This window comes from Streptomyces sp. NPDC003027, from assembly GCF_053591435.1.
The window spans coordinates 62,484-80,354 of sequence record NZ_JBSFTU010000024.1 but is presented as its reverse complement, the minus strand read 5'-3'; the positions used below and the strand labels follow the sequence as shown (position 1 = coordinate 80,354).

Genomic DNA, 17,871 nt, shown 5'->3' with positions numbered 1-17,871 from the left:
TCACACCACCGCGCCGCGCCCCGGGCGGACCCGGTCACACCACGGCGCCCCGGCCCGGGTCGTCGTGGCCGTCCTCGTCGTCGTCGTGCTCCATCCGGGCCACCAGCGTCGCGAAGCCGCCGAGGAAGCCGCCCACGCACAGCGTCGTCAGCCACCACGTCATGTCCCACCGGAACAGCACCGCCACCAGCATCAGCACCGGGCCGCCCACCACGCCCAGCCACGCGAACTTCGTCGTCGCGTCCGCCTCCGGCAGCGGAGGCGGCTCCGGGGGCACGAAGTGGCCCTCGTCGTCGTCCTCGCCGGAGCTGCCCGACCCGCCGTCGGAGCGGCCCTGCTCCGGCTTCTCGTCCGGATCGGCGAGCCGGTAGTCGCGCGGGCCACCGCCCACGCTCACACCGGGCGCGAAGACGATCGAGCTGCCGAGGGCCGGCTTCTCCGGATCCTCGTCCTCGCCGTCCTCGCCGCCGTCCCCGTCGTCCTCGTCATCGTCGCCGTCGTCGGCGTTCCCGTCCTCCACGAGCTCGGGAAGCGCCAAGTCCTCCACCGATCTGAAGGGCCTCGACCCCGGAGGGTCCGCCGGCTCCTCGCCGTACCCGGCGACGATCGCCGCCCAGGCGGCCTCCTCGTCGATGGGCTGCGGCTCGCGCTCCCCGTCCTGCTGCTCAGCCACCGCTCCTGCTCCCCTTCTCCCCGACCGCGTCCGGAGCGAGCCGGCCGATGAACGCCCAGCTCTCCTCGAAGATCCGCTCCGCGTCGTGGTCCAACGTCGCCACGTGGTAGCTCTGTTCCAGCAGGATCTCCGTCACGTCCGTCGACGAGACCCGGCTGAGGATGCGCGCCGAGTCCGCCGGCGGGACCACATGGTCCCGAGGGCTGTGCAACAGCACCAGCGGCTGGGTGACCTGCGGCAGCTCGGCGTCCACCGTGCGGAAGAACCTCCGCAGCGAGTGAGCCGCGTGCAGCGGCACCTTGTCGTACCCGATCTCGACCACGCCCTCCTTGGCGATGTCGCTGGCGATGCCGTTCGTCGTACGGACGAAGTGGCGGACCACCGGCAGCGCGTGCGCCGCCACCCCGTGCACCTTGTTGCCGGGGTTGACCAGGACGAGGCCCCGCACCGCGTCCCCGTGCCTCGCCGCGAGCCGCAGCGCCAGCGCCCCGCCCATGGACAGACCGAAGACGAAGACCCGCTCGCACCGCGCGAGCAGCTCCCGCAGCGCCCGGTCGACCTCGGCGTACCAGTCCTGCCAGGTGGTGAGCTGCATGTCCTCCCAGCGGGTGCCGTGCCCGGGCAGCAGGGGCAGCGACACCGTCAGTCCGCGCTCGGCGAGGTACTCGGCCCAGGGGCGCAGCGACTGCGGGGAGCCGGTGAAGCCGTGACAGAGAAGGACGCCGACCTCTCCGCCCTCATGGCGGTACGGCTCGGCTCCGGGAAGGACCGGCACCGGGGTCTCCTGTTCGTGGGTTCGGCTTCGGGATTCGACGAAGCGACGACAAAGAGGGAAGGACCTTCACCGTACGCGACCGGACCGACACCGACCAGGTCCGTATCCACGAAGGTGCCCCGCCGTGGGCCGCTCCGGCGCGGGAGTGCGGGACACGGCGGGATAAGGTCTTTCCGACGGCACACGGAAGGTACTCGAGTTGATCTACGGCGCAATGAAGTTCTCCATCGGAGGGTCGCTGAAGCTCGCCTTCAGGCCGTGGGTGGAGGGCCTCGAGAACATTCCCGCCGAGGGGCCGGCGATCCTCGCGAGCAACCATCTGTCGTTCTCGGACTCCTTCTTCCTGCCCGCAGTCCTCGACCGCAAGGTCACCTTCATCGCCAAGGCCGAGTACTTCACCTCGCCCGGCGTGAAGGGCAAGCTCACCGCCGCCTTCTTCAAGGGCGTCGGCCAGCTCCCGGTGGACCGCTCCGGAGCGCGCGGCGCGGGCGAGGCGGCGATCAAGGCCGGTATCGAGGTCATCGAGAAGGGCGGACTCTTCGGGATCTACCCCGAGGGCACCCGCTCCCCCGACGGCCGGCTCTACCGCGGCAAGCCGGGCGGCCTCGCGCGCGTGGCGCTCGCCACCGGCGCGCCCGTGATCCCGGTCGCCATGATCGACACCGAGAAGATCCAGCCCCCCGGCAAGGTCGTCCCCAAGCTGATGCGCCCGGGGATCCGGATCGGCAAGCCGCTGGACTTCAGCCGCTACCAGGGCATGGAGGGGGACCGCTTCATCCTCCGCTCGGTGACCGACGAGGTCATGTACGAGATCATGAAGCTCTCCGGCCAGGAGTACGTCGACATCTACGCGACGGCCGCCAAGCGCCAGATCGCCGAGGCGGAGAAGGCCGCCAAGGAGGCCGTCAGGGCCGAGATCGCGGCACGGGAAGAGTCCGGCGCCTGACCCCTGCGGGGGAGGAGCGCCCGGGGGTGGGGGAGATGGCCAAGCGCGAGCGTGTCGTGCGGATGTCGGTCGAGCAGCCGCTGTGGCGCGCGCTCACGGCGTACCGCGTCCTGACGATGATCTACGCGGTCCTGCTCTTCGTCTTCTCCCGGGACCGCTACGAACGGCCGTGGGTGGCCGTCGCCTTCCTCGCCGTCCTGTGCGTCTGGAACCTGGCCACCCTCCCCAAGGTGGCCAACGCGGCCAGCTGCACCAGGCGCTTCCTGGTCGCCGACCTCACGGTCGCACTCACCGGCATCCTGCTCACCCCGCTGGCCGACGCGCAGGCCCGGACCGTCGACGGCCCCACGCTGCCGTCGATATGGACGGCCGGAGCCGTCCTGGCGTACGCGATCAAGGGCGGCTGGCGCTGGGCCGGCTTCGCCTCCTCGCTGGTGGCCGTCGCCAACCTCGTCGAGCGCGGTCACCCGAGCCGCGACACCCTCCACAACGTGCTTCTGGTGTGGGTGGCCTCCATCGCCATCGGGTACGTCGTCGAGGTCGCCCGCGCCTCGGAGCGCACCCTCGCCCGCGCCCTGGAGATCGAGGCCGCGACCCGCGAGCGCGAGCGGCTGGCCCGGGACATCCACGACAGCGTGCTCCAGGTCCTCGCGATGGTGCAGCGGCGGGGCACGGCGCTCGGCGGCGAGGCCGCCGAGCTGGGCCGGATGGCGGGCGAACAGGAGGTCGCCCTGCGCACCCTGGTCGCCGGCGGGCTGACCCGGCCGTCCCTGGTCTCCGAGGACGAGTCCGAGGGGGCGGTGGTCCGGTTCGTCGACGAGCCGGACGACCTCGACGACGCGGCGGACTCACCGGTCGATCTGCGGACGCTCCTCGCCCCCCGCGCCGGAGCGCGGGTCACGCTCTCCGACCCGGGCGCCCCGGTCCTGCTTCCGCCGGCCGCGGCCCGCGAACTGGCCGCCGCTGTCGGTGCCGCCCTGGACAATGTCCGGGTGCACGCGGGTGCGGACGCGCGGGCGTGGATCCTGGTCGAGGACTGGCCGGACGAGGTGGTCGTGACGGTGCGGGACGACGGTCCCGGTATCCCGGAGGGGCGGCTCGCGCAGGCCGAGGGCGAGGGCCGGATGGGCGTCGCCCTGTCCATCCGGGGGAGACTGCGGGATCTGGGCGGCACGGCCGAACTGATCTCGGTCCCCGGTCAGGGCACGGAAGTCGAGTTGAAGGTCCCGCGGGAGCGCGGGACGCACGGGGGAAGGTGAACGGACCCATGAGCGAAGAGCAGGCGGCAGCGCAGGTGGAAGAGCGGCGGACGGCCGGACCGGTCAGGGTGATGGTCGTGGACGACCATCCGATGTGGCGGGACGCGGTCGCACGCGACCTCGCCGAGGCGGGCCTGGACGTGGTCGCCACGGCCGGCGACGGCGAGCAGGCGGTGCGCCGCGCCAAGGCGGTGAGCCCGGACGTCCTCGTCCTCGACCTCAACCTGCCGGCCAAGCCCGGCGTCCAGGTCTGCAAGGAGCTGGTCGGCGCCGACCCCCAGCTGCGGGTCCTGGTCCTCTCCGCGAGCGGCGAGCACGCCGACGTCCTGGAGGCGGTCAAGTCCGGTGCCACCGGCTATCTCCTCAAGTCCGCCAGCACCGCCGAGCTGATCGACGCGGTGCGCCGCACCGCCGTCGGCGACCCGGTCTTCACCCCCGGCCTCGCGGGCCTGGTCCTCGGCGAGTACCGCCGCCTCGCCTCCGAACCGGCCCCGGCCGCCGGGGCCGACGAGCCGAAGGCCCCGCAGCTGACCGAGCGCGAGACCGAGGTCCTGCGCCTCGTCGCCAAGGGGCTGAGCTACAAGCAGATCGCCGAGCGCCTGGTCATCTCGCACCGCACCGTGCAGAACCACGTGCAGAACACGCTCGGCAAGCTCCAGCTGCACAACCGGGTGGAGCTCGTCCGGTACGCCATCGAGCGCGGCCTCGACGACGCCTGACGGGGATCCACGCGCGTTTGGCCCGTCACGCCGTGTCGGAGTGACCCACGTCACCATTAGCGTGGGTCTCGCATCCCGTCCGCCACGGCGAAGGAGACCTCCATGCGCGTCGGCGTACTGACCGGGGGAGGCGACTGCCCCGGTCTCAACGCGGTCATCCGCGGCATCGTCCGCAAAGGAGTCCAGGAGTACGGCTACGACTTCACCGGCTTCCGCGACGGCTGGCGCGGACCGCTGGAGGGCCACACCGTCCCGCTCGACATCCCCGCCGTCCGCGGCATCCTGCCGCGCGGCGGGACCATCCTCGGCTCCTCGCGCACCAACCCCCTGACGGTGGAGAACGGCATCCGCCGTATCAAGGAGAACCTCGCCAAGTCCGAGGTCGACGCGTTGATCGCGATCGGCGGCGAGGACACCCTCGGCGTCGCCGCCCGACTGGTCGACGAGTACGGCGTCCCCTGCGTCGGCGTGCCCAAGACCATCGACAACGACCTCTCCGCCACCGACTACACCTTCGGCTTCGACACCGCCGTCGGTATCGCCACCGAGGCCATCGACCGTCTCCACACCACCGCCGAGTCCCATATGCGGGTCCTGGTGGTGGAGGTCATGGGCCGGCACGCCGGCTGGATCGCCCTCCACTCCGGCCTGGCCGGCGGCGCCAACGTCATCCTCATCCCCGAGCAGCGCTTCGACCTCGACCAGGTCTGCGCCTGGGTCACCTCGCGCTTCAAGGCCACGTACGCCCCGATAGTGGTCGTCGCCGAGGGGGCGATGCCCCGGGACGGGGACATGGTCCTCAAGGACGGGACGCTCGACTCGTACGGGCATGTCCGGCTCTCGGGTGTGGGGGAGTGGCTCGCCAAGGAGATCGAGCGGCGGACCGGAAAGGAGGCCAGGACCACCGTCCTCGGCCATGTGCAGCGGGGCGGCACGCCGAGCGCCTTCGACCGCTGGCTCGCCACCCGGTTCGGTCTGCACGCCATCGACGCGGTGCGCGACGGTGACTTCGGGAAGATGGTCGCCCTGCGCGGCACCGACATCGTCCGCGTCCCGATCGCGCAGGCCACGGCCCGCCTCAAGACGGTCGACCCGGCGCTCTACGCGGAGGTGGGGGTCTTCTTCGGCTGAGACGCTCCGGCCGGGACCTCCGGCCGGAAGCGGGACGGCACGCGACGCGCCTCCGGGAGTCGTATATTCGCCGGGTACGAGACAAATCCGGCAGAACCCCCGGAGGGGCTCCTTGGAGATCCTGGCGTTCGGTGTGCAGGCGGACGAGAAGCCGCTGCTCGAGAAGGCTTTCCACGGGCACCACGACATCCGCTGTCTGGACGTCTTCCTCACCGAGGACACCGCCCCCATCGCGGCCGGCCATCCGATCGTGTCCTCCAGCGTCAACGCCGACCTCGGCGCCCGTGTCCTGCGCATCCTCGCCGACGGCGGGACGAGGATGATCGCCCAGCGCTCCACCGGCTTCAACAACATCGACCTCGACGTCGCCGAGCGGCTCGGGCTCACGGTCGCCCGGGTGTCGTCCTACTCCCCGTACTCCGTCGCCGAGTTCGCCTGGACGCTGGCCATGGCGGTCAACCGGCGGATCGTCCGCGCCTCGAACCGGACCCGCGACTTCGACTTCCGGCTCGACGGCCTCATGGGGCGCGACCTGCGCGGCCGCACGGTCGGCGTCCTCGGCACCGGCAAGATCGGCCAGGCGTTCACCCGGATCGCCCACGGCTTCGGCATGAACCTGCTCGGCTGGGACGTCGCCCCCGACCCGGCCTGCGCCGAACTCGGCATGACGTACGTCGAGAAGGAGCGGCTCCTCGCCGAGTCCGACCTGATCAGCCTGCACGTACCGCTGCTCCCGGCCACCCGGCGCCTCATCGACGCCGCCGCCCTCAGGACGATGAAGGACGACGCCATCCTGGTGAACACCAGCCGCGGCGGCCTCATCGACACCGAGGCCCTGGTCGCCGAGCTCCGCGCGGGCCGCTTCACCGGTGTCGGACTCGACGTGTACGAGGCGGAGGCCGGGCTCTTCTTCCTCGACAAGTCCCTGGAGGTCGTCGAGGACGACACCCTGGCCCGCCTCGTGACCTTCCCCAACGTCGTGGTCACCTCCCACCAGGCCTACTACACGGCCGACGCGGTCGGACAGATCATCGACACCACCCTCCAGAACGTCCTCGACCACCTCGCGGGCCGACGCGGCGAGAACGTCCTGGTCCCGGCCTGATCGGCAGGACGTCAGACCAGCACGCCGGCCAGCAGTGACGCGGTCAGTGCCGCGCCCTCCATCGTCAGCACCGACTCGGGGTGGAACTGGACCCCCGCGAAGCCCGGTCCGCGCAGGGCGTGGACCTCGCCCGACTCGGCGTCCCGGCTCACCTCGATCCGGTGCAGGGCCAGTTCGGTGGCGGTCCGGTCGTCGCAGCGGGCCGTGAAGCTGTTGTAGAAGCCGACCGTCCGCTCCTGTCCGAAGAGGTCGATCCGCACCTGCGCCCCCTGGAAGGGGACCTGCTTGCGGACGATCTCCAGGCCCAGCTCGGCCGCGATCAGCTCGTGGCCGAGGCAGACCCCCAGCAGGCCCTGGCGGTGGTTCCGTACCAGTTCGGCCGTCAGCCCGCGCAGGAACCGCATCTTCGGATCGGCCGCGTCCCCCGGATCGCCCGGCCCCGGGCCGAGGATCACCGGGCCGTCGTGGGCGAGCGCCAGCTCCCGCAGCCCCGGCTCGTCGTAGCGGACCACGGAGACCTCCGGACCGGAGGAGCGCAGCAGGTGCGCGAGCATGGCGGTGAAGGTGTCCTCGGCGTCGATCACCAGCGCGTGGCCGGCCAGTTCGGCCGACCGGACCTGCATCCTCAGCCAGAACGGCGCCAGGTCGGCCCGCCGGGCGTCCAGCGCCGCCCGCACCCGCGGGTCGTCGGCCAGCCGCGCCGCCGGGGGCGACTCGTCGCGCGGCCGCCCCTCCCGTACCCCCAGGGCGGCCAGCACACCCGCCGCCTTGGCGTGGGTCTCGGCGACCTCGCCCGCCGGGTCGGAGTGCCGCACCAGCGTCGCGCCGACCGGTACGCGCAGCCGTCCGCCGGCGGAGATGTCGGCGGTACGGATGAGGATGGGGGAGTCCAGCGTCTGGGCCCCGTTCTCGTCCTGCCCGAGCAGGGCCAACGCGCCCGCGTAGTAGCCCCGGCCCCCGGCCTCGTGGCGCTCGATGACCCGGGTGGCGTTCTGCACCGGCGAGCCGGTGACGGTCGCCGCGAACATCGTCTCCCGCAGCACCTCCCGTACGTCGAGGGACGAACGGCCGCGCAGCTCGTACTCCGTATGGGCGAGATGGGCCATCTCCTTGAGCCGTGGCCCGATCACCACCCCGCCCATGTCGCCGACCGTGCACATCATCTTCAGCTCCTCGTCGACCACCATCGAGAGCTCCTCGGTCTCCTTGCGGTCGGCGAGGAAGGCCAGCAGATCCTCGGCGGTCGGCGCGGCGCCGGACGGGTAGCGGTAGGTGCCGCTGATCGGATTCATCACGACCGTCCCGCCGGACATCCGCACGTGCGCCTCCGGACTCGCCCCCACCAGCGTCCGGTCCCCGGTGTGGACGACGAAGGTCCAGTACGCGCCCCGCTCACCGGTGAGCAGCCGCCGGAAGAGGGCCAGCGCGTCGGCGCGCCCGAAGCCCGGGATCTCACCGGTGTAGGTGCGCCGGATGACGAAGTTGGCGCCCTCGCCGGAGCCGATCTCCTCGTCGATCACCCGCCGCACGGTCTCGGCGTACGCGCCGTCGGACACGTCGAAGCCGCCGTCCTCCACCCGTACCTCGTGCGCCGGAAGCTGTGCGAGCGCGTCGGCGAGCGGCAGCTCGTACGCCTCCTCGGCGACCAGTACGGAGAGCGGGGTGCCGTCGTCGCGGACCTCGAAGCCGCGCTCGCGGATCTGCCGGAACGGCACCAGGGCGAGGGTGGGCAGCGCGCCGACGGGCAGCTCGGCGAGGCGCTCGGCCTCGTGGACGGCGCCGGTCAGCACCTCGACGGTGTCGTGGTCCCGGCCCGGGGTGCGGCGGCGCAGCAGCGCGAACGGGGGGCTGGAACCGTCCAGGAGGCGGGAGAGGTCCATCGTTGCGTTCCTTCCGTGGAGCGGAGGAGGAACGGCCCGGGAAACAGAAGAAGGCCGCCCCTCGGGCGGCCTTCGCGTGTTCGGGTACGCGCAGTCAGTGGGCCGCCGGATGAGCGGTCCACCACCAGTTCTGGGTCGTCTGCGCGAACATGTCGGCGATCGTAGCCCATCGTCCCCGCCGCGTCCGTCTGTCGTGTCCGTCTCATCCGTCTCACCCAGCGGTCACTGGCTTGGACGTCGCTTTTCGCCACGTACTGTTGGTTGCGTGACCGTGAACGCCGAATCCCACGCCGTCGCCAAGGCGACCTGGCGAGACCTGCCCGCGGCGCAGCAGCCCGAGTACCCCGATGCCGAGGCTCTGCGCGATGTGATCGCGGACCTCGAGTCGTATCCCCCGCTCGTCTTCGCGGGCGAGTGCGACCAGCTGCGCGCCCGGATGGGAGCCGTCGCCCGTGGCGAGGCGTTCCTGCTCCAGGGCGGCGACTGCGCCGAGGCCTTCGACGCCGTTTCCGCCGAGCACATCAGGGCCAAGCTCAAGACGCTGCTCCAGATGAGCGCCGTCCTGACGTACGCGGCCTCCGTGCCCGTCGTCAAGGTCGGCCGCATCGCCGGGCAGTACTCCAAGCCCCGCTCGAAGGGGACCGAGACCCGCGACGGCGTGACGCTGCCGACCTACCGCGGCGACTCGGTCAACGGCTTCGACTTCAACGAGAAGGCCCGCGTCCCGGACCCCGAGCGCCTGAAGCGGATGTACAACGCGTCCGCGTCCACGCTCAACCTGGTGCGCGCCTTCACCACCGGCGGCTACGCCGACCTGCGCCAGGTGCACGCCTGGAACCAGGACTTCGTGAAGTCGTCCCCCTCGGGCCAGCGCTACGAACAGCTGGCGCGCGAGATCGACAACGCCCTGAACTTCATGAAGGCCTGCGGCACCGACCCGGCCGAGTTCCGCGCGGTCGAGTTCTACGCCTCCCACGAAGCGCTGCTCCTCGACTACGAGGGCGCCCTCACCCGTACGGACTCGCGGACCGGCAAGCTGTACGACACCTCGGGCCACATGGTCTGGATCGGTGAGCGCACCCGCCAGCTCGACCACGCCCACATCGAGTTCGCCTCGCGGATCGCGAACCCGATCGGCATCAAGCTGGGCCCGACGACCTCGGTCGACGAGGCGCTGACGTACATCGACCGCCTGGACCCGGAGCGCGAGCCGGGCCGGCTGACCTTCATCGTCCGCATGGGCGCCGACAAGGTCCGGGACAAGCTTCCGGAGCTGGTCGAGAAGGTCACCGCCTCCGGCGCGACCGTCGCCTGGGTGACGGACCCGATGCACGGCAACACCTTCGAGGCCGCCTCCGGCCACAAGACCCGCCGCTTCGACGACGTGCTCGACGAGGTCAAGGGCTTCTTCGAGGTCCACAAGGCGCTGGGCACGCACCCGGGCGGCATCCACGTCGAGCTCACCGGTGACGACGTCACCGAGTGCGTGGGCGGCGGCGACGAGATCTTCGTCGACGACCTGCACCAGCGCTACGAGACGGCCTGCGACCCCCGGCTCAACCGCAGCCAGTCGCTCGACCTGGCGTTCCTGGTGGCGGAGCTCTACCGCGACTAGCGGTCGCGATCAGTAGGTGCGTTCCTACGACGGTGGGGCGCGGATCCATGTGATCCGCGCCCCACAGTCGTTGACAGGGCTTTTACGCGCCAGAAGCGCCGGGTAAGGTTAGGTTAGCCTTATCGATCTCGGCGGGAGGTGAACCGCGTGTACGTCTGCTCATGCTTCGGTGTCACGGAGAAGCAGGTCAAGGAGCACGCGGACGCGGGTGCCTGCACGCCTCGCCAGATCGCCTCCGCCTGCAAGGCGGGAACCGACTGCGGTTCCTGCGTGCGGCGGATCCAGGCCATCCTCGGGCGCGGCAACTGCCCTCGACGGGAGCTCCTGGACCAGGGCATGCCTGCCCTGGCGACGGACCTCCCGGTTCCCGAAGGGCTCTCTGAGGCCGCCTAGGCTCCCGCTCGGACCCGTCCGGCTGACCGGACCGTCCGAGGCCGAGGGGGCCGGCTAGCTCGGCTGCTCGATCAGCGTCGAGAGGTAGAGCGCCTCGCCGAGCTTCTCGATCAGCTCCAGCTGGGTGTCGAGGTAGTCGATGTGGTGCTCCTCGTCGGCGAGGATCTCCTCGAAGAGGTTGGCCGAGGTGATGTCGCCCTTGGTGCGCATGACCTCGATCCCGCGCTTGAGGCGGTCGATCGCCTCCACCTCCACCTGTCGGTCCGCCTGGAACATCTCGGTGACCGTCTGGCCGACCCGCACATGGAAGAGCCGCTGGTAATTGGGCAGCCCGTCCAGCATCAGGATGCGTTCGGTCAGCTTGTCCGCGTGCTTCATCTCATCGATGGACTCTTCGCGGGTGTACTTGGCGAGCTTGGTCCAGCCCTTGTTGTCCTGGATGCGGTAGTGCAGCCAGTACTGGTTGATGGCCGTCAGCTCGCCGGTCAGCTGCTCGTTGAGGAACTCGAGGACCTCGGGGTCGCCCTGCATCGCAGAGGCTCCTTCCACACATGTCTACGTCTGACTGGGCAGGATGGCCGCATCCTCGCACCACGGATGGGGGTCGTCCAGTAAGTGCAGGCTTAGTGGGACTTGCCCGAATAAGGCATCCCGGGCGCGTTCACTGGTCATGACCACCCCTCGCCGTCTGTCACCATGGATGACATGGGTCAGCCGGAGAGCGGAGTACACCGGGAAGCGGGGCAGTCGGATCTTCCGCCGGGCCAGCGGCTGCAGCGCGGCTGGCCGGTCACCCACTACGGCCCCGTGCCCAGGTTCAAGCCGGACCGCTGGGAGTTCCGGGTCTTCGGCGCGACGGCCGACGGCGACAAGCGCTGCTGGAACCACGAGGAGTTCTCGGCGCTGCCGTTCTCCACGGTCGTGGCCGATCTGCACTGCGTGACGAAATTCAGCATGCTGGGGGCCGAATGGGGGGGTGTGCCCGCCCGTACGATCCTCGAACTGGCCCCGCCGGCCGCCCGTGTCACCCATGTGATGGTCTGGGCCGAGTACGGCTTCAGCGCCAACATGCGGCTCTCCGACTTCGCCGCCGAGAGCACGATCTTCGCCACGCACAAGGACGGCGAGCTGCTCACCGCCGAGCACGGCTTCCCGCTGCGGCTCGTGGTGCCGCACCTGTACGCCTGGAAGGGGCCCAAGTGGGTCCGCGGCGTGGAGTACATGACCGCCGACCGCCGTGGCTTCTGGGAGGAGCGCGGCTATCACAACATCGGTGACCCCTGGACCGAGCAGCGCTACTCCTACCAGGAGGAACCGGGAGACGGCCCGGAGCTGTAGCCGCCCCGGACCGTCCCTCCCGGCCGGTCTCAGTGGTGGTACCGGTGGACCACCGCGTGGCCCTTGCCGCGGCCGATCATCCACTTGTTGACCGGTGTGGTGACCACGAACGCGACGAGGAAGGCGAAGGCCAGCGCGCCCCAGAAGAGCCCGTCCGCGAGGTGCGCGTCCATGGCGCCCGGCACCAGCAGCAGGACGCCGTTGTCGACGACCTCCATCACGGTGATGGAGAGGGTGTCGGCGGCGAGCGCGACGCCGATGGCGGCCTTCAGGGCCAGCCCCGCGCGGACGACGGCCCAGAGGGTCAGGGAGTAGCCGAAGAAGAAGGCCAGGACGATGGCGAGCGCCATCGTCGGGGCGTTGCCCCAGCCGAGCGCGGTTCCGATGATCATGCCGAGGACCTCGCCGATGGCGCATCCGGTGAGGCAGTGCAGCGTCGCCTTCATGGCCATCGACCAGCTGACCTTGCCGCCGCCGTGGTGCTCGTGGGCGCCCTGGCCGGCGTGGTTCTGGTGACCGGCGTGGTTCTCGTGGTCGGGGTGGTGGTGGGTGTGCGCTTCGTGCTGCATGACGAGCCCCCAACACGGGTGACGGTTCCTGCCTACCCAGAAACCGTATACCCCCTAGGGGTATTCCTCAACAGGGAATCACTCCCTGAGCTTCTTCAGCAGCTCCACGTCCGCGACATGCCCTTCCTTCCCGCCCGGCGTCTCGATGACCAGCGGCACGCCCTCGGTCGCGGGGTGGCGCATCAGCGTCCGGAACGCCTCCTGGCCGATGTGGCCCGCCCCGATGTTCGCGTGCCGGTCCTTGTGCGCGCCGACGACGTCCTTGGAGTCATTGGCGTGGATCAGCTTCAGCCGGCCCTCGCCCACCGTCTCGACCAGCAGGTCGAGGGTCTGGACCATGCCGTGCGGCCCGGCGAGGTCGTGGCCGGCGGCGAAGATGTGGCAGGTGTCCAGACAGACGCCGAGCCTGGGGTGGTGGTCGAGCGCGTCGAAGTACGGTCCGAAGTCCCAGGTGCGCGAGCAGAGCGAGAAACCCTGGCCGGCCGTCGACTCCAGGAGCAGGAAGGGGTCGTCCGCATGCGTCAGCTCGTCGAGCAGCGGCAGCATCCGCTCCCGTACCTGCGCCAGCGCCTCCTCGCGGGGGCGGCCTCCGGTCGCCGAGCCGGTGTGGACGACCACGCCCTTCGCGCCGATCTCCCGGGCGCGGCGCAGCGAGTGCCGCAGCGACTCCACCGACCGCTCGGCGGTGGCCTCGGTGTGGGAGCCGAAGTTGATCAGGTACGGGGCGTGGACCCAGGCCGAGATCCCGGCGGCCTCGCACTCGGTGCGGAACCGCTCGTCCTGTGCCGGGTTGCCGACCGGGGTGGCCCAGCCACGCGGGTTGGCGACGAAGACCTGGACGGCTTCGGCTCCCAGGTCGCGTGCGTAGGCGAGACCGGTGGTGGCGAGGCCGCCGGCCACGGGGACATGGCCGCCGACGGGGTTGCGCATGAGTCTCTACAGTCCCTTGATCGTGAGGGTGATGGTGGAGCCCTCCGGGGCGGTCGAGCCGCCCTCGACGGACTGGCTCGCGACGGTGTCGCCGAGGAAGGGGAAGGTCTTCTCGATCTTCACCTCGAAGCCCGCGCCCTCCAGCCGCTCGCGGGCGGCGTCGGCCTTCTCGCCCGTGACGTCGGGGACGTCGACCGCCCGCGGGCCCTTGGAGACGGTGAGGGTGATCGTGTCGCCCTCGGCGGCGCGGCTGCCCTCGGCGAGTGACTGGGCGGCGACCGAACCGGCCACCTCGGGGGAGTGGATCCGCTCCGCCGCGATCCTCACGGTCAGACCCGCGTCCTGGAGCGTCTCGGTGGCGTCGGCCACCGACTCACCGGCGACGTCGGGTACGTCGATCGGGACGCCCTTGCTGACGACCAGCGCGACGGCGGAGTCGGGGGCGCGGTCGGTGCCGGGCTCCGGGTCGGAGCTGATCACGGCGCCCTGCGGGACGTCCTGGCTGAAGGCCTCGGTGACCACACCGGGTGCCAGACCCTCTTCGGCCAGGAGCCGCTTGGCCTCCGTGAGCGGCTTCCGCTTGAGGTTGGGGACCTTCACGACCTCGGGGCCCCGGGACAGCGTGAGGGTCACCGTGCCGTTGCCGCGTATGCGTTCGCCCGGAGCGGGATCGGTGGCCATGACCGTGCCGCGTTCGTAGACCTCGCTGAACGCGCGCCGGGTCTGCCCGACGTCCAGACCGGCGTCCCTCAGCCGCTCGCCGGCCTGCGCCTCGGTCTGGCCGAGCACGGCCGGGACGCGGGTGAACTGGCCGGAGTTGATGTACCAGACGCCGCCGCCGACCCCGAGGGCCAGCAGGACGGCGGCGAGGACGAGGAGCGGGCCGCGGCGGGCGGGACGGCCGGGCCGTCGCTCCGACCGCGCCCGCGGCGGTGGCTCCGGCGGCATCGCGAGCCGACTGGTGTGCTGCGGCACCGCGCGCGGGATGACGCTGGTCCGGTCCTCGGAGCGGTCGTGGTCCCGCACGCCCCCCTCGGTGCGCGCCTGCGGCGGTACGGCGTCGAGCTGCTCCTCGCCGAGCGCCGCGCGGGCGTCCCGGGCCAGGGCGAGCAGCGCGACGGCGTCGTGCGGACGGACATCGGGGTTGCGGGCCGTGGCGCTCGCCACCAGCTCGTCCAGTTCGAGGGCGAGCCCGGGGACCTCGGCGGAGGGGGCCGGTACGTCCGTGTTCAGGTGCCGGTAGAGGACCTGGGCGGGGGTGTCCCCGTCGTGCGGCTTGCCGCCGGTCAGCATCTCGTACAGCACGACACCGCAGGCGTACACGTCGGCGCGGGTGTCGGCGGTGCCGTGCTCGATCTGCTCGGGGGCGAGGTACGAGACGGTCCCGAGGACGGAGCCGGTGGTGTCCGTGGCCGAGCCGACGGCCCGTACGAGACCGAAGTCGGCGACCTTGACCCGGCCGTCGTCCCCTATCAGGACGTTCTCCGGCTTCATGTCCCGGTGCACGAACCCGGCCCGGTGCGCGGCGCCGAGGGCGGCGAGCACGGGCTCCAGGATGTCGAGCGCGGCCCGGGGCTGGAGGGCGCCGCGCTCCCGCAGCACGTCGCGGAGGGTGCAGCCGGCGACGTACTCCATCGCGAGGTAGACGTACGCGCCGTCGGCGCTCTGGTCGAAGACGCCGACGACATTGGGGTGGGAGAGGCGCGCGACCGACTTGGCCTCGCGGATGAACCGCTCGACGAAGACGGCGTCGGCCGCCAGCGCCGGATGCATCACCTTGAGCGCGAGCACCCGGTCGAGACGGGTGTCGACGGCCCGGTAGACCGTGGCCATGCCGCCGACGGCGACGCGTGCGTCGACGCGGTAGCGGCCGTCGAGCAGCTGCCCGACGATGGGGTCCTCCCAGCCCGAAGGGCTGGGGGTCGGGTCCTGGAGGGTCGTGTCCACGGTGCCGAGTTTACGAGCCCCCGCTGACACCCCGTCCCGGCCGCCGCCCGACTGCAGCGCGGCTGTGACAGGCCGGGCGGGCCGGGGGCGGCCCGGGACCGCCCGGGCAGGCGGCGCGAGGCGGTGAAGGTCACACGGTCAGAACGCCGGTCGTTCCGGGTCCAGGGCGGCGAGGCCCTCCGTCGGTGAGGAGGCCTCCGCGAAGTGGCGGCGCGGGATGCGGCCCGCCCGCCACGCCAGCCGGCCCCCCTCGACGGCGTGCCGCATCGCCGACGCCATGAGCACCGGCTCCTGCGCCCGCGTCACCGCCGACGCCAGCAGCACCGCCGCACACCCCAGCTCCATCGCCAGCGCCGCGTCCGACGCCGTCCCCGCCCCCGCGTCCATGATCACCGGCACTCCGGCGCGCTCGACGATCAGCTGGAAGTTGTGCGGGTTGCGGATGCCGAGCCCGGAGCCGATCGGCGACCCCAGCGGCATGATCGCCGCGCATCCCACGTCCTCCAGCTTCCGGGCGAGCACCGGGTCGTCGTTGGTGTACGGCAGGACCGTGAAGCCGTCGTCCACCAGGGTTTCCGCGGCGTCGAGCAGCTCGATCGGATCCGGCAGCAGCGTCCGCTCGTCCGCGACCACCTCCAGCTTGATCCACTTGGTGCTCAGCGCCTCCCGGGCGAGCCGGGCGGTCAGCACGGCCTCGCCCGCCGTGAAGCAGCCCGCCGTGTTGGGCAGCACCCGGATGCCGAGCCGGTCCAGAACCGACAGGATCGAGCCCTGCACGGTCGGGTCCAGGCGGCGCATCGCCACCGTGGTCAGCTCCGTACCGCTGGCGATCAGCGAGCGCTCCAGCATGTCCAGGCTGGGCGCGCCGCCCGTGCCCATGATCAGGCGCGAGGAGAACTCCGTACCGCCCAGCACGAAAACGTCGTCGGACATCGCGCTCAGCCCCCCTGCACCGCGGTGAGGACCTCGACCCGGTCGCCCTCGCCGAGGAAGGTCGCGGACCACTGGCCGCGCGGCACGACGGTCTCGTTGACGGCCGCGGCCACCCCCGAGGGGGCCGTGGTCAGGGTGGCGACCAGGGCGTCGAGCGAGACGGGGCCGGGGAGCTCGCGCGGCTCCCCGTTCACGGACACGTTCAGCACGTTCATGCGGGCTGCTCCAGACGTACGGGAGAGAAGCGGCGGGGGGTGAAGGGGCGGGCCTCGTCCGGGAGCGTGCCGGTGGTCAGCACCTCCGCCATGACGTCGCCGGTGACGGGCGTGAGCAGCACCCCGTTGCGGTAGTGGCCGGTGGCCAGCTGGAGGCCCGGCAGCGCGCTCGGGCCGAGCAGCGGCGCGTTGTCCGGGGACGCGGGCCGCAGACCCGCCCGGGTCTCGGTGAGCGGCAGCTCGGTGATGCCCGGCACCAGCTCGTGCGCGTCGCGCAGCAGCTCGTACACCCCGCCCGCCGTGACGGTGGTGTCCCAGCCGAGCTCCTCGCTGGTCGCGCCGACGACCAGCTCGCCGCTCTCGCGCGGCACCAGATAGACGTGGCTGCCGCGCACCACGGCCCGGACCGTGCGGGACAGGAACGGCGCGTACGCGGGCGGCACGGTCAGCCGCAGCACCTGCCCCTTGACGGGGCGTACGGGAGGCAGGACGTCCGGCGGCACGCCGCCGAGCCGGCCGCTGAGGCTGCCCGCGGCCAGCACGACCTGCTCGGCCGCCGGCTCCGTGCCGTCCGCGAGCACCGCACCCGCGGCCCGGTCGCGCACGACGGTCAGACGGTCGGCGACGCTCCGGTGGAAGACCACGCCGGCGCGTTCGCAGGCGACGACCAGCGCGGCGGCGAGCCGGCGCGGATCCACCTGGTGGTCGCCGTCGACCCGGAGCCCGCCGCGGACCCCCGGAGCGAGCATCGGTTCGAGGCGGCGGCAGTCGCGCCCGCTGAGCCACTCCGACTCCAGGCCGCAGCGGGTCTGCAGGGCGTGCAGCTCCCGCAGATGCGCCCGGTCGTCCGCGTCGAGCGCGACGGCGAGCGTCCCGCACGCGCGGTAGCCCACGTCGTGGCCCGTGGCCTCGCCCAGTTCGGCGACGAAGGCCGGGTAGCGGCGGGCGGAGGCGAGGTTGAGCCCGAGCAGGGTCTCCTCGCCGTAGTGGAGTTCGGTGACGGCGGCGAGCATGCCGGCCGCGACCCGCGCGGCCCCGCCGCCGGGTTCGGGGTCGGCCACGGCGGTGCGCAGCCCGCGCTGCGCCGCCCGCCAGGCCGTGACGAGGCCGATGATCCCGCCCCCGATGACGAGGACGTCGCAGGACGTACGGACGTGTGGCATACGTGATGGCATGGGCGTCCAGCCCCTCCCTTCGCCGGCATGACCCGGATCAGGTTCGTACGGTCGGAGGCCGGTCAGCCTCCCTCTCAGCCCGGTCCGTCCGGGCTCCCGTGAGTGCTCTACGTTGACGGTCAGACTATCCCCCGCCGCTCGCGCCGCGTAGGGAGCCTCCGCTGTGGGACCGACGTCACCCCACGGGCGCGTTCGGCGGGGGCCGTGCCGGGCAAGGGAGTCCCTGGAAGGTTCCGGCACCGGCGCGGTGGAGTGGCCACCTTCCTGA

The 17,871-nt window shown here is 71.8% G+C and carries 19 protein-coding genes and 1 riboswitch; of the genes, 8 read left to right on the top strand and 11 right to left on the bottom strand.

Going from position 1 to position 17,871, the window contains the following annotated elements; translation table 11 throughout:
- Positions 1-34 precede the first annotated feature (34 nt).
- On the bottom strand, positions 35-673 hold the full coding sequence (locus ACWDX6_RS18930) for a hypothetical protein (protein WP_451486033.1): 639 nt from the start codon (positions 671-673) through the stop codon (positions 35-37).
- Positions 666-1,448: an alpha/beta hydrolase gene (locus ACWDX6_RS18925; RefSeq protein ID WP_451486032.1), complete on the bottom strand. Its 783-nt coding sequence runs from the start codon at positions 1,446-1,448 to the stop codon at positions 666-668. The genes ACWDX6_RS18930 and ACWDX6_RS18925 overlap by 8 nt, the downstream gene beginning before the upstream one ends.
- Positions 1,449-1,647: 199 nt before the next feature.
- On the opposite strand from ACWDX6_RS18925, the gene ACWDX6_RS18920 reads away from it, so the two are divergent.
- The 5 genes from ACWDX6_RS18920 (at position 1,648) to ACWDX6_RS18900 (ending at position 6,608) form a co-directional block, all read left to right on the top strand.
- Entirely contained in the window at positions 1,648-2,394 is a 747-nt protein-coding gene (locus ACWDX6_RS18920; RefSeq protein ID WP_451486031.1) for a lysophospholipid acyltransferase family protein, read from the top strand.
- A gap of 35 nt (positions 2,395-2,429) precedes the next feature.
- On the top strand, positions 2,430-3,653 hold the full coding sequence (gene macS / locus ACWDX6_RS18915) for a MacS family sensor histidine kinase (RefSeq protein ID WP_451486030.1): 1,224 nt from the start codon (positions 2,430-2,432) through the stop codon (positions 3,651-3,653).
- Between the two features lie 8 nt (positions 3,654-3,661).
- On the top strand, positions 3,662-4,372 hold the full coding sequence (locus ACWDX6_RS18910) for a response regulator (protein WP_451486029.1): 711 nt from the start codon (positions 3,662-3,664) through the stop codon (positions 4,370-4,372).
- A 102-nt stretch (positions 4,373-4,474) separates the two neighbouring features.
- Positions 4,475-5,503 carry a 6-phosphofructokinase gene (locus ACWDX6_RS18905; RefSeq protein ID WP_451486028.1) on the top strand — a complete coding sequence of 343 codons (1,029 nt, stop codon included), beginning with the start codon at positions 4,475-4,477 and terminating at the stop codon, positions 5,501-5,503.
- Between the two features lie 112 nt (positions 5,504-5,615).
- Entirely contained in the window at positions 5,616-6,608 is a 993-nt protein-coding gene (locus tag ACWDX6_RS18900; protein ID WP_451486027.1) for a 2-hydroxyacid dehydrogenase, read from the top strand.
- 11 nt (positions 6,609-6,619) lie between these two features.
- Here ACWDX6_RS18900 and ACWDX6_RS18895 read toward each other — a convergent pair whose 3' ends face one another.
- Together ACWDX6_RS18895 and ACWDX6_RS18890 are read right to left on the bottom strand one after the other, a co-directional pair.
- A complete protein-coding gene (locus tag ACWDX6_RS18895; protein ID WP_451486026.1) occupies positions 6,620-8,488 on the bottom strand; it encodes an anthranilate synthase family protein in 1,869 nt (622 codons plus the stop codon).
- A gap of 94 nt (positions 8,489-8,582) precedes the next feature.
- On the bottom strand, positions 8,583-8,639 hold the full coding sequence (locus ACWDX6_RS18890; protein ID WP_078513512.1) for a trp operon leader peptide: 57 nt from the start codon (positions 8,637-8,639) through the stop codon (positions 8,583-8,585).
- 114 nt (positions 8,640-8,753) lie between these two features.
- Here ACWDX6_RS18890 and ACWDX6_RS18885 point away from each other — a divergent pair, with 114 nt between their 5' ends.
- Entirely contained in the window at positions 8,754-10,103 is a 1,350-nt protein-coding gene (locus ACWDX6_RS18885) for a class II 3-deoxy-7-phosphoheptulonate synthase (RefSeq protein ID WP_451486025.1), read from the top strand.
- Between the two features lie 138 nt (positions 10,104-10,241).
- Complete coding sequence (locus ACWDX6_RS18880; RefSeq protein ID WP_451486024.1) at positions 10,242-10,496, top strand: (2Fe-2S)-binding protein; 255 nt, start codon at positions 10,242-10,244, stop codon at positions 10,494-10,496.
- A 54-nt stretch (positions 10,497-10,550) separates the two neighbouring features.
- Here the strand turns inward: ACWDX6_RS18880 and bfr are convergent, their stop codons facing one another.
- The gene (gene bfr, locus ACWDX6_RS18875) at positions 10,551-11,027 is read right to left on the bottom strand and encodes a bacterioferritin (protein ID WP_403289281.1); all 477 of its coding nucleotides are present in this window, start codon (positions 11,025-11,027) and stop codon (positions 10,551-10,553) included.
- 174 nt (positions 11,028-11,201) lie between these two features.
- Here bfr and ACWDX6_RS18870 point away from each other — a divergent pair, with 174 nt between their 5' ends.
- Positions 11,202-11,834, top strand: a complete 633-nt coding sequence (locus ACWDX6_RS18870) for a sulfite oxidase-like oxidoreductase (RefSeq protein WP_451486023.1) — start codon at positions 11,202-11,204, stop codon at positions 11,832-11,834.
- 29 nt (positions 11,835-11,863) lie between these two features.
- Here ACWDX6_RS18870 and ACWDX6_RS18865 read toward each other — a convergent pair whose 3' ends face one another.
- The 6 genes from ACWDX6_RS18865 to thiO form a co-directional block, all read right to left on the bottom strand.
- The gene (locus ACWDX6_RS18865) at positions 11,864-12,403 is read right to left on the bottom strand and encodes a DUF4396 domain-containing protein (protein ID WP_451486022.1); all 540 of its coding nucleotides are present in this window, start codon (positions 12,401-12,403) and stop codon (positions 11,864-11,866) included.
- A 78-nt stretch (positions 12,404-12,481) separates the two neighbouring features.
- Positions 12,482-13,333, bottom strand: a complete 852-nt coding sequence (locus ACWDX6_RS18860) for a deoxyribonuclease IV (protein WP_451486021.1) — start codon at positions 13,331-13,333, stop codon at positions 12,482-12,484.
- Positions 13,334-13,339: 6 nt separating this feature from the next.
- Positions 13,340-15,280 carry a Stk1 family PASTA domain-containing Ser/Thr kinase gene (pknB, locus tag ACWDX6_RS18855; protein ID WP_451486020.1) on the bottom strand — a complete coding sequence of 647 codons (1,941 nt, stop codon included), beginning with the start codon at positions 15,278-15,280 and terminating at the stop codon, positions 13,340-13,342.
- A 138-nt stretch (positions 15,281-15,418) separates the two neighbouring features.
- Entirely contained in the window at positions 15,419-16,213 is a 795-nt protein-coding gene (locus tag ACWDX6_RS18850) for a thiazole synthase (protein ID WP_451486019.1), read from the bottom strand.
- 5 nt (positions 16,214-16,218) lie between these two features.
- Complete coding sequence (gene thiS / locus ACWDX6_RS18845; RefSeq protein WP_451486058.1) at positions 16,219-16,419, bottom strand: sulfur carrier protein ThiS; 201 nt, start codon at positions 16,417-16,419, stop codon at positions 16,219-16,221.
- A 5-nt stretch (positions 16,420-16,424) separates the two neighbouring features.
- On the bottom strand, positions 16,425-17,591 hold the full coding sequence (thiO, locus tag ACWDX6_RS18840; RefSeq protein WP_451486057.1) for a glycine oxidase ThiO: 1,167 nt from the start codon (positions 17,589-17,591) through the stop codon (positions 16,425-16,427).
- A 9-nt stretch (positions 17,592-17,600) separates the two neighbouring features.
- Positions 17,601-17,713, bottom strand: a riboswitch (TPP riboswitch).
- Between the last annotated feature and the right edge of the window lie 158 nt (positions 17,714-17,871).

Bases quoted from the DNA above. Each gene is read 5' to 3' on its own strand.
- macS (WP_451486030.1), top strand. From the start codon at position 2,430: ATGGCCAAGCGCGAGCGTGTCGTGCGGATGTCGGTCGAGCAGCCGCTG.
- ACWDX6_RS18910 (WP_451486029.1), top strand. From the start codon at position 3,662: ATGAGCGAAGAGCAGGCGGCAGCGCAGGTGGAAGAGCGGCGGACGGCC.
- ACWDX6_RS18905 (WP_451486028.1), top strand. From the start codon at position 4,475: ATGCGCGTCGGCGTACTGACCGGGGGAGGCGACTGCCCCGGTCTCAAC.
- ACWDX6_RS18895 (WP_451486026.1), bottom strand. From the start codon at position 8,488: ATGGACCTCTCCCGCCTCCTGGACGGTTCCAGCCCCCCGTTCGCGCTG.
- bfr (WP_403289281.1), bottom strand. From the start codon at position 11,027: ATGCAGGGCGACCCCGAGGTCCTCGAGTTCCTCAACGAGCAGCTGACC.
- ACWDX6_RS18870 (WP_451486023.1), top strand. From the start codon at position 11,202: ATGGGTCAGCCGGAGAGCGGAGTACACCGGGAAGCGGGGCAGTCGGAT.
- ACWDX6_RS18865 (WP_451486022.1), bottom strand. From the start codon at position 12,403: ATGCAGCACGAAGCGCACACCCACCACCACCCCGACCACGAGAACCAC.
- ACWDX6_RS18860 (WP_451486021.1), bottom strand. From the start codon at position 13,333: ATGCGCAACCCCGTCGGCGGCCATGTCCCCGTGGCCGGCGGCCTCGCC.
- ACWDX6_RS18850 (WP_451486019.1), bottom strand. From the start codon at position 16,213: ATGTCCGACGACGTTTTCGTGCTGGGCGGTACGGAGTTCTCCTCGCGC.
- thiO (WP_451486057.1), bottom strand. From the start codon at position 17,591: ATGCCACACGTCCGTACGTCCTGCGACGTCCTCGTCATCGGGGGCGGG.